Origin of the sequence: Sodalis sp. CWE, assembly GCF_019646055.1 — a bacterium.
Lineage (GTDB): Bacteria > Pseudomonadota > Gammaproteobacteria > Enterobacterales > Enterobacteriaceae > CWE.
On the sequence record NZ_JAESFE010000001.1, the window covers coordinates 36,131 to 52,536 of the forward strand.

9 protein-coding genes and 3 pseudogenes are annotated in these 16,406 nt (G+C 33.4%); 2 read left to right on the forward strand and 10 right to left on the reverse strand.

Annotated elements, in window-relative coordinates:
- Positions 1-929 precede the first annotated feature (929 nt).
- Positions 930-1,820, forward strand: a complete 891-nt coding sequence (gene nadC / locus JK145_RS00110; RefSeq protein ID WP_220664866.1) for a carboxylating nicotinate-nucleotide diphosphorylase — start codon at positions 930-932, stop codon at positions 1,818-1,820.
- Between the two features lie 550 nt (positions 1,821-2,370).
- Here nadC and JK145_RS00115 read toward each other — a convergent pair.
- Together JK145_RS00115 and secA are read right to left on the reverse strand one after the other, a co-directional pair.
- Positions 2,371-3,414, reverse strand: coding sequence for a GMP reductase (locus tag JK145_RS00115; RefSeq protein WP_220665216.1), 1,044 nt, complete (start codon positions 3,412-3,414; stop codon positions 2,371-2,373).
- 792 nt (positions 3,415-4,206) lie between these two features.
- Positions 4,207-6,924 (reverse strand): preprotein translocase subunit SecA, encoded by a 2,718-nt coding sequence (gene secA, locus JK145_RS00120; RefSeq protein WP_220664867.1) that lies wholly within the window; start codon positions 6,922-6,924, stop codon positions 4,207-4,209.
- Between the two features lie 644 nt (positions 6,925-7,568).
- On the opposite strand from secA, the gene JK145_RS00125 reads away from it, so the two are divergent.
- Complete coding sequence (locus JK145_RS00125) at positions 7,569-8,111, forward strand: DUF721 domain-containing protein (protein ID WP_220664868.1); 543 nt, start codon at positions 7,569-7,571, stop codon at positions 8,109-8,111.
- On the opposite strand, the gene lpxC is transcribed toward JK145_RS00125, so the two are convergent.
- The 8 genes and pseudogenes from lpxC to ftsW all read right to left on the reverse strand — a co-directional run.
- A complete protein-coding gene (lpxC, locus tag JK145_RS00130; protein ID WP_220664869.1) occupies positions 8,100-9,044 on the reverse strand; it encodes a UDP-3-O-acyl-N-acetylglucosamine deacetylase in 945 nt (314 codons plus the stop codon). The two genes, JK145_RS00125 and lpxC, sit on opposite strands and share 12 nt — an antisense overlap.
- Before the next feature lie 259 nt (positions 9,045-9,303).
- A pseudogene (gene ftsZ, locus JK145_RS00135) lies at positions 9,304-10,306 on the reverse strand (cell division protein FtsZ); the annotation flags it as partial.
- Positions 10,307-10,372: 66 nt separating this feature from the next.
- Entirely contained in the window at positions 10,373-11,632 is a 1,260-nt protein-coding gene (ftsA, locus tag JK145_RS00140) for a cell division protein FtsA (RefSeq protein ID WP_220664871.1), read from the reverse strand.
- 130 nt (positions 11,633-11,762) lie between these two features.
- Positions 11,763-11,873, reverse strand: a pseudogene (locus JK145_RS03025) (hypothetical protein); the annotation flags it as partial.
- Between the two features lie 97 nt (positions 11,874-11,970).
- Entirely contained in the window at positions 11,971-12,318 is a 348-nt protein-coding gene (locus JK145_RS00150) for a hypothetical protein (RefSeq protein ID WP_220664873.1), read from the reverse strand.
- Positions 12,319-12,571: 253 nt separating this feature from the next.
- On the reverse strand, positions 12,572-14,056 hold the full coding sequence (gene murC, locus JK145_RS00155; RefSeq protein WP_220664874.1) for a UDP-N-acetylmuramate--L-alanine ligase: 1,485 nt from the start codon (positions 14,054-14,056) through the stop codon (positions 12,572-12,574).
- An 85-nt stretch (positions 14,057-14,141) separates the two neighbouring features.
- The gene (gene murG, locus JK145_RS00160) at positions 14,142-15,239 is read right to left on the reverse strand and encodes an undecaprenyldiphospho-muramoylpentapeptide beta-N-acetylglucosaminyltransferase (protein WP_220664875.1); all 1,098 of its coding nucleotides are present in this window, start codon (positions 15,237-15,239) and stop codon (positions 14,142-14,144) included.
- A pseudogene (ftsW, locus tag JK145_RS00165) lies at positions 15,236-16,357 on the reverse strand (cell division protein FtsW); the annotation flags it as partial. The pseudogene ftsW and the gene murG, both read right to left, overlap by 4 nt.
- Positions 16,358-16,406: the final 49 nt, after the last annotated feature.

A 16,406-nucleotide genomic window follows, 5' to 3' on the forward strand; every position in this document is an offset into this window, starting at 1 on the left:
AAATAAATTGCCATAAAGTTTTTTCTTAAATTACATCCATTAGTCGTTTGTTAAAGCAGTTCGAGAGTATTGTCCTTTTATTTTTTTTATTGCTAAGTTAAGGTAATTTATAAAGATGTTACATTTAGTGTTTCTAATCTAGGGTTCTATCTGAAGTCAAATTTAGAATAAAATTTCTATAAATCAGAAGTTTTTATAATTTTTCTATTTTAGACATATCAAAGACGGTTATTAATGAATGATGAAACAGTTCGTTTTCTTGACAGAATCAGATATAACTATGCTTACTTATTAATTGCGTACTTACTGATAGCTTCATCCATCATGGGGATCTTTAAAAGATTTAAGGAAACACACAACGTTGTGAGATTTTGTAATTTTGATAAGATAGCAAGCAGAATAAAGAAGCAAAGAAAAGGACTTTCTGCTAGAAAGTAAGTTTTTCTAAAAAAAAGCTGAGAACTTGTTAGACAGTGTTTTACTAGGAAGCTATTTCTTCAATTAAATATTCTATTCGAAATACTGAGCATCACTTTTGATTGATTAATTTCTTAAATATTCTTTAGTAAGAAACATCATAAAACGATGCTTGGTTTTTTTTCTTGCTGCAGAATATTTTTATATGGTATTTAATTATAAATTTAAAAAGCAACTAACCGTCCAAAAATGAATGGTTTCATATCAATAATTTCAATATCTTTAATTTTCGAATTTAGCTGAAATGAACAAACAATTTGCTCTGCCATTATGTAGATATATTTTAGTCAAAATATTTTTAATATAATCAAATAATAGAACATAAAAATGAAAGTTATATTCTGAATTAGATTTATTTTTATTCCTCTTAATAAGAGAAAATTATATTAGCTATATGGAAATATTTTTATTTTTGAAAAAATTTTTGCTTTTTTAAGAATGGAGACATTAAAGTGATTCGTCGTGATGATATTTTCGAAAACCGAAAAAATGAATTACTTTTACGATTGCAACAAGATATTCCTTCATCAGTCAGTTTTGCTCTGAAAGAAGATTTAAACGGGAACATAGATATACAATCGGATGTTACTTCGCTTTTACTACCGATAAACAAAAAAATTAACGCCATGATTATTACTCGAGAAAGTGGTGTTTTTTGCGGAAAACGTTGGTTCGAAGAGGTATTCAATCAATTAGGCAATAGTACAACAATAAAATGGTCCGTTTCAGATGGTGATGAAATAAAGGCCAATCAAATTTTATGTCAACTATATGGATCAGCTCGATTACTACTTATGGCTGAACGAACTGCACTTAATTTCATACAAACACTTTGCGGTGTAGCTAGTGAAGTAAAACGATACGTTAAAGAATTAGAAGGAACCTACGCAAAACTACTTGATACACGGAAAACTCTACCAGGTCTTCGAATGGCGCTAAAATATGCAGTGTTGTGTGGAGGCGGTAATAATCATCGACTTGGACTATCAGATTCGTTTCTTATTAAAGAAAATCATATTATTGCGGCTGGATCCATTTTTAATGCTGTAAATAACGCTATAGCGTTAAATTTCAATGTGCCTATAGAAATCGAAGTAGAATCTATTGAAGAGTTATATCAAGCCATAGAATCTGGAGCTGATATAATCATGCTCGATAATTTCAGCCAAGAAGATGTTGAAAAAGCAGTATTAATAAATCAAAACCAAGCAGCGCTTGAAGTATCCGGTAATATTACATTTTCTACATTGCGAGATTTTGCATTGACTGGTGTCGATTATATTTCAGTTGGCGCATTAACAAAACACTTACGAGCATTAGATCTTTCTATGCGTTTCTTTTGATTGTTTAATGATAAGTATGATACTACTATTTATTCTTCTTCTGTTCTACTGATCAAAAAAAAGACTTTCTTTTTATTTGTACAAAACATCTTTTTAAGATGAGTGTATGAAATTTTGAAAAAATGCCTGCATTCTTTAAATGAAGCTGAGAAGAATTAACTAACGATTTGCAGTAAACATAAATGCTCTACTTAAAATTTTCTCAAAAAATAGTTTCCTTATATATTAGTTTTAAATCTTTTTATATATTTAGAGTAATAAATCAGTTCGACTCTTCAATGTTTTTCTTTAACTTATTAAAGTGTCCAAATTAGAACTAAATTGTGAAGAAATTTAATTTATTAAATGTATTTTTTTAATTGTTGGTATTGTGAAAAAAACGTACTTATCGTTGTTTATTCCTTATTAACTATAAGTTTCAATAGAATTGAACATAATTGTCTGAAATATTATTTAAATCGTAATACTATTTTCAATAATCTCGAAAGAATATTTCTTCTATTAGAAATTTTTGGTTTATATTTTTCAAATCTCATAATTGTAATGACTACTAAAACTTAGTAAAAATCTTGTTCTCTTGTTCGGCAACATAAATAAAAGTAGTACGTTTAGTTAATTCTTTAAGTCTTGATGCTCCAACATAAGTACAAGCAGAACGTAAACTACCCAGTATATCACGGATGGAATGTTTTACAGGACCACGAATCGGTAATTTTACAGTTTTTCCTTCTGTTGCACGGTAATGAGCTATACCTCCTATGTGCTTTTTCATGGCTGATTCTGAACTCATCCCATAGAATAACATAAATTTTTCTCCACATTCTTCAATGATTGTTCCTTCGCATTCGTCATGACCAGCAAGCATGCCTCCTAGCATCACAAAATCTGCACCACCACCAAATGCTTTAGCAATATCACCAGGAACCGTACAACCACCATCACTAATAATTTGACCGTTCAGTCCATGAGCAGCATCTGAACATTCTATTATGGCTGATAATTGTGGATAACCAACTCCAGTTTTAACACGTGTGGTGCATACTGAACCAGGACCAATTCCTACTTTTACAATATCAGCGCCTGATAAAATCAGCTCTTCTACCATTTCTCCTGTAACTACATTACCAGCGCAAATCACTTTATTTGGCCATTCTTCACGAGATTTTTTAACAAAAGTTACAAAATGTTCTGAATAGCCGTTAGCAACATCAATACAAATAAAATTTAAGTTTGGTGATAAAGATAAGATCTGTTTTGTTTTATCAAAGTCAAAAGGAGAAGTTCCGGTAGATACAATTACATCACGTAAAACCGCTTCTGATGTGATCGAGATAAATTCACGCCACTGATTTGTATCATAATATTTATGTACAGCAGTGAGAATATTAAAAGAAGCAAGTGATTTAGCCATATGAAAAGTTCCTATAGTATCCATATTTGAAGCAATAATTGGCACACCAGACCATTGAATGTTGGAATGTCTAAAAATAAAGTCACGCTGTAACTCAACGTGAGAACGACTTTTTAATGTAGATCGTTTTGGTCGAATAAGAACATCTTTGAAGCCTAGCTTCATATCTTCTTCTATGCGCATAGAGTGTTCCTGATGAAAAGCGCATTGATCGCTTTCATATATTGAACGTGGTTTTACCATCAAACACAGTTTTGTTTTTTAGAAAAAACCAGAAAAATGTATTAGATCGGAGTTAGCGCCTGTTTCTACCTGACTTATGTAGAACCGTATATTTATTCTTACTTATTCTAAATCTTTTTTGGGAGATTACAAATCTCCTCGACTAAAGAAAACATTATCATTATAATGGCTACATTTTTTATTAAAAAAAATAAAGATACATAATAGCCAGTATAGCTTTTTGCGTCTTTATTTTTGTCGTAAATAAATATAACTTAATGATTTAACGATCGAGTTAAAGTAATTAAGAAACTTTTCACTTTTTTAAATCACTTAAATGTAGATGCATCTCATGGTGAGTGATGATGATCCATACGGGCAAATAAGTGTGATTATACCTGAATAATATGAGCACCAATAACTACCAATATTATTAACCATAGACATAGTACGTGATAGTACATTTATCTCAATAACGTGTTCTGTAAGCTAATCAGAAGGCTGATAGCGCTTATCCAAACATCCATGAAGAACAAAATATCTAGCTTTTTTCGATCACTGTTAGTTAATTAAGTTTTTATAAAAAATGATATCTGAACTTCCTCTTTGAAGACAAAAAAATTGATCTGTCAAAATTAATGCTTTGCTTGCTTTACTATTTATATTCTTCCTGATTTTAAATTCATATGATATTTTAATTACCTTAGAAAGATTATCTAAGAACCAGTGCTAATCAAATAAAAAATTAACTCTCTAAGAAGAATTATATTTTCCATGACAGTTTTTAAATTTTTTACCTGAACCACATAGACAAGGGTAATTTTGTTTTAACCTACCATTATCTATTGGTTTTTTTACAATTTTCCGTAGCTTTTCTTCTTCTGAAGCGAAATATACTATTTTCTGTTTTTTAATTGGGAAATTAAATCTCTCGTTTTTTTCTCTTTTTGTTTTTATTTCATTTGTCTCGTTTGTTTGCACCTTACTGAGTATACTAATAACTTCATATTTCAATAAATCTAGCATGCCAGAAAACATGGCAAATGATTCTCTTTTATATTCTTGCTTCGGATCTTTTTGTGCATAACAACGTAGGTGAATTCCCTGACGTAAATAGTCCATTGACGCTAAGTGTTCTTTCCACAAGAAGTCAAGTGTTTTTATCATAACACTTTTCTCAAACTTACGCATTGCGTTGATGCCAACGATCTTTTCTTTTTTCCGATACTGAATTATTGCTTGCTCAAAAATACGTGTTTGTAGCGCTTTTTTATATAGTCTTGGCTCATTATTCAACCACTGAGATATAGGAATATCTAAATCAAAATCATTTTTAAGGCGTTTTTCTAATCCTGACAGATTCCAAAGCGATTCTGTTGGTTTTAGTAGAGTAGGAACGTAGGTATCAAGAACGCTCTTTAAGACATCTTTTCTAATATTCTTAATAGTTGCGCTAATATCTTCCTTACTAAGTAATGCATTGCGTTGAGTATAAATTATTCGACGTTGATCATTAGCAACGTCATCAAATTCTAATAATTGCTTACGAATATCAAAATTTCTACTTTCCACCCTCCGTTGAGCATTAGCAACTGCTTTGGTGACCCATGGATGTTCAATGGCTTCGCCATATTTCATGCCTAACTTTCGCATCATATTAGTAATACGTTCTGAAGCAAAAATACGCATCAAGGAATCTTCCATGGACAAATAAAAACGAGAAGATCCAGCATCTCCCTGTCGTCCTGCACGACCACGTAACTGATTATCGATACGTCGAGATTCATGACGTTCGGTTCCAATAATATGTAAACCACCAGAAATTAATACTGCCTCGTGGCGCGACTTCCAAGCATTTTTAATTTTAGAAATTTGTTTTTTATTTGGAAAACTCAGAGACGCAACTTCTGTCCGCCAGTTTCCTCCTAGCATGATATCAGTACCTCGTCCTGCCATATTTGTAGCAATGGTGACAGCTCCAGGTTGTCCTGCCTGGGAGATAATTTCAGCTTCCATGGCGTGGAATTTAGCATTTAATATCTTATGGGGAATACCAACTTTTTTTAATTTTCTGGAAATGAGTTCTGATTTTTCTATAGAAACAGTTCCAACAAGGACAGGCTGTTCTCGTTGGGTACACGCTTTAATGTCATTAATAATTGCATCAATTTTTTCTTTTTCTGTCATATAAACAAGATCAGCTAAATCTTTACGAACCATAGGGCGATTAGCTGGTACTACAATCGTATCTAGTTTATAAGTTGAACTAAATTCAAAAGCTTCTGTTTTGGCTGTACCCGTCATGCCTGCTAATTTCTCGTATAGACGAAAGTAATTCTGAAAGGTTATTGATGCCAATGTTTGATTTTCGCCTTGAATTATAACATTTTCTTTAGCCTCTATTGCTTGATGTAAACCATCAGACCACCGTCTTCCAGGCATTGAACGCCCTGTATGCTCATCAACAATAATCACTTCTCCATTTTTGACAATATAATCTACATCACGAATAAATAGTATATTAGCCCGTAAAGCGGCAATTATATGGTGCATTAATCCAATATTATTGGATGAATAAAGTGAGTCATCTTTCTTTATGAATCCGTTTTTTAATAACAATTTTTCGATAAATATCAAACCACGTTCAGTTAAATTTATTTGACGACTTTTCTCATCTACCGAAAAATGTCCTTTACCATGAAAATTTTCTGAGTCTTCCTGATCTTGAGGAATCAGATAAGCAATAAGCTTGTTGATACGATGATATATATCTGAACTATTTTCTGTTGGACCAGATATAATTAACGGAGTACGAGCCTCATCAATCAATATAGAATCTACTTCATCTATTAGCGCATAATGTAGCTTGCGTTGGACTCGTTCTTCTTGATTAAATATCATATTATCACGTAAATAATCGAATCCGTATTCATTATTAGTACCATAAGTAATATCAGCTGCGTAAGCAGCATGTTTATCTAACATTGACAAACCAGGAAGGTTAACCCCAACGCTTAATCCCAAAAATTCGAATAATGGACGATTGTTTTCTGCATCTCGCTGCGCCAGATAATCGTTTACAGTTACTATATGAACCCCTTTTCCAGTCAAAGCATTCAAATATGCAGGTAAGACAGCCGTTAGAGTTTTTCCCTCTCCGGTTTGCATTTCAGCAATGCAATGGTCATTAAGCACTATTCCACCTATTAATTGTACATCAAAATGACGCATACCAAATATTCTTTTACTAGCTTCGCGTACTACAGCAAAAGCCTCTGGTAATAGACTATCAAGAGTTTCTCTTCGAGAGAGACGATTTTGAAATTCAATAGTTTTAGCCGCAAGTTGTTCGTTACTTAATTGTTCTATTTTTGGCTCTATTTGATTAATGAAGTCTACTGTTCTATTTATGCGGCGTAAAGCACGATCATTGCGATTACCAAATAATTTGGTGAATAATTTTGCTAACATATTAGTTAATAAATCTCATCTGTAAATATAGTTTATCTGTGAATATTGATTAAAATTTTCAACAAAGAAATATAATCTCCTTCTTTTTTTTAAACAATTTTATTTATGGTAACGTTATACCTTCCTTTCATTTGTATCAAGGATATATCCTTTCTTACATTCTTAAGAAGTAATATACATATAATGAGGCATTATCAATTCACATAATCTAAAATTATTATAGTTGTGCTTTTTTACAATTTACTAAAAACTCGATAATAAGTGTGTCATCAATTTTATCCAAAACAACTAACTCTTAATTACATGCTATTATGTTTTCTTAATTCTATAAAAAAGACAATTATGCATTTAAATAAAAAAATAAATAGAATTCTATATAAAAGAAGATCGATCTAATTATCTAGAAATAGTAAGTTATAAAAAAGAACTTTCATCAACCTTGTTTAATCATCATTAAAAATGCTAGTGTCTCACCTATTGACTTAGTAAATATAAATTGTTAGCTTGTTCTTTTGTGCAAAAAGAATTTACAGCATAGTGATCAGCTTTAAATTCAAAAAGTGTTTAAATACATATTTTTTCGAACTTATCTTAATGGGATAATGATCTTTACTTCAAAATATTTTTTATTTCATTCAAACGTCATGTGCAATAATCGTCCGCAACCTATCAACAACTTATTTAACCTTTTTTCTAAAAAAGATTATCGTTTTGCGCCTTTATTAAAAATTCAAAGACATGCTACTTTATTATTAAAAATAAATCGTGCAATTAATGAATTATTACCGGAATCAATACGACCATGGTGCCGCGTTGCAAATATTCGTCATAAAGTCTTAATATTGGAAGTCGCCAGTGCTAGTTGGAAATTTCGGTTAAATTTTGAACGATCTCAATTGTTGTCAGCATCAAAAGCGCGAATTTTGCCGTTTTTTTCGTCTATTGATATTAGAATTAATCCAGGATTAGCTAGAAAACAGCTTTTAACCATGAAAAATAGTAATCAAAATTATCAAGCTGATAATCCTTTTCTTAACAAGAAAAAACTACGACATAAAATGGTGAGACAATTTTTGAGTGAAAAAAGTGCAGAATCTATCCGTCATCTTGCTTTGCAAAATAACGGAAGAGTAAAAAACGCGTTAGAACGGTTGGCTTCCCTCTCAGAGAGAAGATCAATTAATTAATCTTTTATCACTATTATAGCAAGTATTTTTCTTTGCAACATCAAACGTCAACGGTAATTTAGTTTCATCTTCAAAGGTTTTTAATTCCCAAGCCCATTGAGATTCTAAAACTTTTTTTAGTAATTTATTATTCATAGTGTGACCGGATTTAAAGGCACTAAATGCACCAATAATATTGTAACCACAAATAAATAAGTCACCGATAGCGTCAAGTACTTTATGACGAATAAATTCATCTTCAAATCGCAAACCATCTTTATTCATTATACGATAATTGTTAATTACAATAGCGCAATCAAAACTGCCGCCAAGCGCTAATCCGCAAGATTGTAGACGTTTAATGTCGCACATAAAACCAAAAGTTCTTGCGCGACTTATTTGTTGCACGAAAGATTCCGTAGAAAAATTTAAAAAAAAATGTTGCGATCTAGCCTCGATTACAGGATGATTAAAATCAATAGTAAAATCAAGTGTAAAACCTTCATGCGGGCTCAACTCAGCCCATTTTTCTTCTTCTTCAACGCGTATTTTTTGTTTTAGAAAAAGAAATTTTTTAGCACTATCAACTTCTTCAATTCCTGCATCTAGTAACAAACGAACAAATGGACTAGCGCTTCCATCCATGATAGGAATTTCAGGTGCATCTACTTCAACAACAATGTTATCAATTCCTAACCCAGCTAGTGCAGCATTTAAATGTTCTACAGTTGAAATTTTTATATTGTTTTCATTTACTAAGCAAGTGCATAAAAAAGTATCTCGTACTGATCGAATATCTATAGGAAAATCTATTGGTGGATTCAGATCTGTTCGACGATAGATTACCCCAGTATTTGCAGATGCAGGTTTTAGGGTTAATTTAACTTTTTTTCCGGTATGAAGTCCGACTCCGATAGTTTGTGCAATACGCTTTAATGTCCGTTGCTTGATCATTTACTTCTCATGTATATTTTATCGACGCTATCCATTTAGCGGAAAGATTAAAATATAGAATGAATATCTTTTGGAAAATCTGCTACCGTATTTTAATCTACCTGCTTACGCAGAAATGCTGGGATATCTAAATAACTTAGTTCTTCTTCTTGAAATTTCTTATTATTAACTTCTCCTTTTTCTGTTATTTCGTGCTTTCTGTTAAGAAATGACGCATTTTTATCGCGATTATGATAACAATAATTATTTGTAGCGGGAGATTGATGATTTTTTTGTTTGTTTGTTAACAATGTAATCTCTTGACGTTTATCCATACCAATTCCTGTTGCTACCACAGTAACACGTAATTCATCATTCATTTCTGGCTCTAATGAGGTACCAATCACTACAGTAGCTTCATCTGAAGAGAACGCACGGACTGTATTGCCTACAGTTTCAAACTCATCCAAACGTAAATCAAGCCCAGCAGTAATATTTACTAGAACACCGTGAGCGCCAGATAAATCAATGTCTTCCAGTAACGGGCTTGAAATGGCTATTTCTGCTGCTTTTTCTGCTCTATCGTCACCGCAAGAAGTTCCAGAACCCATCATGGCGTAACCCATTTCCGACATAACGGTTCGCACATCAGCAAAATCAACATTCATTAACCCGGGACGAGTAATTAACTCAGCAATACCTTGTACTGCACCTTTTAGCACGTCGTTAGCTGCTTTGAATGCATCTAAAAGAGAAATTCCACGCCCCAAGACTTTTAGTAACTTGTCGTTAGGAATGATAATCAGTGAGTCAACATGTTTAGAAAGTTCAATAATACCTTGTTCGGCGAATGCCATGCGTTTTTTGCCTTCAAAGTTAAAAGGTTTGGTAACTACAGATACAGTTAAAATATTAAGATTTTTAGCAATCTCAGCTACAACAGGAGCAGCGCCTGTGCCAGTTCCACCTCCCATACCGGCAGCAATAAAAACCATATCAGCTCCTTCTAACGCAGCTTGTAATGATTCACGATCTTCTTCTGCTGCATTACGTCCAATTTCTGGGTTAGCTCCAGCTCCTAAGCCTTTAGTTATATTGCTACCGATTTGGATTGTTTGTCCTAAAGATGTTTTGCGTAATGCTTGCGAATCGGTATTTACAGCAAAAAAATCCACACCTTCAATGCGCTCACGCACCATGTGTTCAACAGCATTACCACCACCTCCACCAATTCCGATAACTTTAATAACTGCATCGGTAATTAACTCCATAGATTCAAACATAACTTATCCCCGTTTTACATTTTATCGAGAATCGGAGTCCCCTACTTTGTTCCTGTGAAAAAGTCTTCAAAATTCTTTTTGTAGCCAACTACTTAATCGTTTAAACCATCTTCTAACTGACATTTTTTTTTCTATTTGCATTTCATTGTTTAAATAATGGTCTTTACCATAATGCAATAATCCAACAACCGTAGAATAATAAGGTTCTCTCACGTGATCTTTTAAACCAGTGATATTTAATGGATAACCTATGCGCACTTGTGTATGAAAAATCTGCTTTGCACAAGCTGTCAAACCATCAATTTTTGCTGCACCACCAGTGATGACAACACCAGCAGACAGAGAATGATTTTTTGCCCATTTTGCTCGGAGTTTTTCTTGTAATTGAATGATCTCATTATTAACTAGACTAAGTAGTTCCATGTATCGTGGTTCAATTACTTCAGCTAAAGTTTGTCTTTGTAAGCAACGTGGCGGTTGTCCATCAGTAGTTGGTATTTCTATACTTTCTTCTTTGCTAAGGAGTGCGCCTAGTGCACAACCGTAACGTACTTTAATTGTTTCAGCATCAATTGGTAATGCTTCGAAAGCATAAGCAATATCATTTGTAACAGTATTACCAGCATAAGGAATTACTTTGATATGCCTTAAGGAACCAGCAATGAAAATTGCCACATCTATGGTTCCACCACCAATGTCAACTAAGCATACACCTAGTTCACGTTCGTCCTCGGTTAGCACAGCATAACTTGATGCTAAACCAGAAAAAATTAATTGATCGACTTTTAATCCGCAACGCTCTACTGAACGTACAATATTTTTTGCCATATCATTATGACAAGTAATTAGATGAACTTTAACCTGCATACGTATGCCGGTTAAACCAATTGGATTTTTAATTCCATCTTGGTAATCAATTGTATAATCTTGTGGGAGAACATGTAAAATACGGTGTTCATCGCGAACCCGAACTGATTTAGCGGTATGTACTACATTTTCTACGTCTTCTTGCGTCACTTCTTCCTCAGAAATTGGCACTATACCAATTTCATTTTGACAATCAATGTGTCTACCTGACAAAGCAAGATACACAGAGGAAATTTGACAGTCCGCCATTAATTCTGCTTTATCAATAGCAGATTGCACACATTTTACAACTGATTCTAAATCACTAACGCTGCCCTTATCCATACCGCGAGATGGACAGCCGCCAACTCCGATAATGCTTATCATTCCATCGGAAAGCACTTCCCCCACAAGGACAGCAACTTTAGCCGTACCTATTTCTAAGCCTACCAATAATTTTCTATCTGCTGCTTTGATCATTATTCATTTTGCCTGCATCTGCGTTGTAGTCAGTTTTTTATTTTTTTTATCAAAAAAAGTACAATTTGCATTTCAACCGACGGCCAGACCTGAGTCATAACGCAAATCAACATAATTTATATATTTATTTTCATTGTGTGCTTGTTGTAAAAAGTATAGGATAAATTTCAATAAAGCGTTGTAGTCGTTTAATTTGATCTTTCTGGCCTATTTCTAGCTTAATACCATTCATTAATATTAAATGCCATGAACTTTGTCACTCATAATGGTCGTTTTAATCTGAAGTTTGATAGTCATCAGTATGTTGTTCATAACATAATAATTGCTCAAAACTTTTTTTAACTTTCTTGTGGTCCATGTAATATTGGTACAAATTGGTTGATAATGTGAGCTGAAATTGGCTCGATTAATATCTTTTCATTATTTTTAATTAAATACATATTGCTCCATTGAGCTATGACTAGCTTAGTGTCTTCTACTGGAAGAACCTTAAACTCCTCTGTCCATGTTTTTTCCTTTTTTGCGTTAATTTTCTGTTTAATCCAAGGAATTCGTTTAATTTGTTTCTGCATAAGGCCAATTTTTTTTATAAAAGTAACATCAACTTTATCAAAAATTGGAGTTTTTTGTCGAACATCATTATTATCATTATCGGCGAATTTTCTGATAATTATTAGTTGATACATTTTTGATAAAAAATTAGGATCTCTCGTTCAGTTAATAATTCTATATCCTGTCCATGAAAAAGCGCTAAGAGCTACCAGGAAAAGCGCTGAATTAAAAATAAGTTGACTGTTTCTCTATAATCACAACCACAACGTATGGAGGTTTTTCTCGTCTTATTACTGCTGTACGTATTTACAACTGCTTGTGGTACCATATTAAACCATTCCGGATGAAATCTTCTTACAAAAAGAAGTTATTTTGGATAAACTTATTTTATCCATCATTAACTAACTGTTTATCTAATTTAATTTGGATCTTGTTTTCAATTAGTTTTCTGACAATGTTTCCAATCGTGCCAGCACCTTGAATTAACACTAAATCATTGTTTTTCATCACTAATTCTAAAATCATCGATAGTTTATTTATATGCGACACAAAAATCGGATTTATTATCCCAAGGTTTCGAATAGTGCGACATAAAGAAAAACCGTCTATACCTGATATAGGTAGTTCTCCAGCAGGGTAGATGTCTAGTATCAATAGAACATCTACTCTAGAAAGAACAATAGAAAAATCTTCATATAAATCTCTAGTACGAGTATATCTATGCGGTTGAAATATCATCACAAGTCGCTTACCAGGCCATCCTATTCGAATTGTTTGAATTGTTGCTTTTATCTCTGTTGGATGATGACCGTAATCGTCTATTAGCATTACGTTACCAGATTTACCATTGATATTGGTTAAATCATAACGTCCTAAATTATCAAATCGTCGTTTTGTTCCTTGAAAATTTTGCATTGCTTGAAAAATATTTTTATCATCAATACCTTCCTCGGAAGCTACTACGATTGATGCCATTGCATTTAGTGCGTTATGTTTGCCAGGCGCATTGAACAGTTTTATTTTTAATTTTAATTTTCTTTTTCGAAGAACGATAAAATTACTATACATACCGTTCTGATGGTATTCGATAATGCGAAAATCAGCGTCATCACTAAAACCATAAGTGGTGACTTGTCTTTTGATAAAAGGTAATATCTCACGGATTGCTGGATCGTCAATGCACATTATTGCTCGGCCATAAAACGGCATTTTATGCAAAAAGTTAATAAATGTTTTTTTTAAATTTTCGAAATCTCGATGATAAGTATCCATATGATCAGCTTCGATATTAGTAATAACAGCTATCATTGGTTGTAAACTTAAGAAGGAAGCATCGCTTTCGTCAGCTTCAACAATGATATGACGACCAGATCCCAAACGAGCTCGAGTATTAATGGTTTTTATTATTTCTCCATTAACAAATGTTGGATCAAAACCAGCTTGAATATAAATACTAACTATCATTGAAGTAGTGGTGGTTTTTCCATGTGTTCCTGCAACAACGATACTATGACGAAAACGCATTAATTCTGATAGCATTTCTGCACGTTGGATAACTGGAATACGTGCCTTTCTGGCTGCTATAATTTCTGGATTATCAATTGCAATAGCATTCGATACTACTACCACATTAGCATTACAGATATTTTCTGGTTGATGATTAAAAAAAATGTATGCGCCAAGATCTATTAATCTTTTTGTAATTGAGTTCGAAACTAAATCAGATCCACTAATTTGGTAACCTTCATTTATTAGAACTTCTGCAATGCTACCCATACCATTGCCTCCAATTCCAACAAAATGAATTTTCTTGACCCGCTGCATACCGGGTAGCATTAAATCTTGAAATTTAATCAATCGTTTTATGTTCACATTGCTATTAATTTTTTAATTATCTGTAATAAAATTACAACAAAATAATTTCAAAACTTTGATGTTATCAATTAAAATTTAATCATTAAAAATAAGAAGAAGCCGCTTTTTTCAGCGCTAGCGCTATGCGTTCTGTTGCGTTAAAAGTATTTACTGCACGAGCACGTTGTGCCATTGTTAACAGAATTGATCGATTCCAGCTAATTAGTAGTCGAGTTACTCGTTCAATGCTAAAAAATGGCTGTTCAATAATTTTTGCTGCTCCATGTTCCTCTAATAAACAAGCATTCCAATATTGTTGACGGTCTTTGTGAATAAACGGAACGAACAAAGCTGCCACCCCTGCTGTAGATATCTCACTTACTGTTAGTGCTCCAGCACGGCAAATTACAATGTCCGCCCAAGCATAAGCAGAAGACATATCGTCAATAAATTCTACAACCTTGTACTGTGTCATCCTGCTGGTTTTATTATTATTTTCTTTTTCCATATAGGTTTGAATAACCTCTTCTAACCTTCCTTTTCCTGTTTGGTGCCAGACGGTTATAGTATTAATTAACTGTGAAAATACTTCCGGCATTACTTTATTAAGTACCTGTGCACCTTGACTTCCTCCTATAATTAAAACCCGAATTGGCCCAGTTCGATTTCGAAAACGTATTTCAGGTGAAGGAAGACTTATAATTGTATCACGTATTGGATTACCAACTACTTCAGCATGTGGAAATGCATTAGGGAAAGCTTGAAGTACTTTATACGCAATTTTTGCCAAGCTGCGATTTGTTAGTCCAGCAACACGGTTTTGCTCATGCAAAACTAAAGGAATTCCGCAACTCCAAGCTGCCAAACATCCTGGTCCGGAAACATAGCCTCCCGTACCTAGCACTACGCTAGGTTTCCAAGAATATATAATTGATCGTATTTTTCGTATAGTTCGGAAAATGTAGAGACAAGCTAGGAACTTTGCTTTTAATCCTTTTTTACGACGCGGATTACTGATGCAAATATGACTAATATTAATACCATATTGTGGTACCAAATTTGCTTCTATACGTTCAGAAGTTCCAATCCAAAGAACTTGCCAACCATGCTTCATTAGATGTAATGCTACCGTTAATCCAGGAAAAACATGTCCGCCAGTACCGCCTCCTATCACCAATAATCGTTTTTTCTTTCTTTTCATCGAGATCCTATTAGGAATGCTTGTTTTTTAGCTATTCGTCTTTCAAAATCTATTCTCAAAAGAATTACCATTGCTATTGTCATAACGATTAAACTAGAACCTCCGTAACTGATTAATGGCAACGTTAGACCTTTGGTTGGCAATACACCAACAACAACCCCTATATTAACCAAAGTTTGAAATCCAAACCAAATTCCAATAGAACATGCCAAGAAACCAGAAAACTGTTGGTTAGCTTCCAACGCCTTTCGACCAATACTCATTGCGCGAAATGAAATAAAAAATAACAATGATAACGTTAAGACTACTCCAAAATATCCAAGTTCTTCTCCCAAAATAGCGAAAATGAAGTCAGTATGGGCTTCTGGTAAATATTCCAGTTTCTGTATTGAATTTCCTAATCCTCGGCCCCAGAATTTTCCACAACCAAAAGCCATTAGCGATTGAGTAAGCTGATAGCCACTGCCAAATGGATCATCCCATGGTTTCCAGAACGACATTATACGACGTATGCGATACGGTTCAGAAAATATAAATAAAAAAACTGTAAATATTCCAGAGCCGATAATTAATGAAAAATGCCAAAGTTTAGCGCCAGCTAAAAATAACATCGCTAAAGCAGTAACAAACAATATTATCGTAGTCCCAAAATCGGGTTGTGCTAGCAGTAATGCTGATGATAATATTATTACACTTATTGGTTTACAAAGTCCCAAAAAATTAGCACGCACTTCCTTTGCTTTTCGCGCTAAATAATTTGCAATATAACAAAATAGTGCAAGTTTAGATAATTCTGCAGGTTGAACTCGCAATGGACCAAAAGCTAACCAACGAATTGAACCATTAGCCGAACTTCCGATTAGTAAAACTAATATTAACATCGCTAAAGCAACAAATAACATTAATGGACTGCAACGTTGCCAAGTAATCATTGGTACCCTAATTATCACTAATGATAATAAAAATACTGAAGTGAGATAAAGAGCATCGCGCTTTATAAAATAAAATGGATCACTTGATATACGCGCTCCGATTGATATCGAAGCCGAAGCAACCATCACGAAACCAATACTAATTAATCCTAATACTGACCATAAAAGAGCGCGATCATAAAGCACATCTTTTTGTTGTCTTTTAAAATTGAGACTGTTAATCAACCACATATTC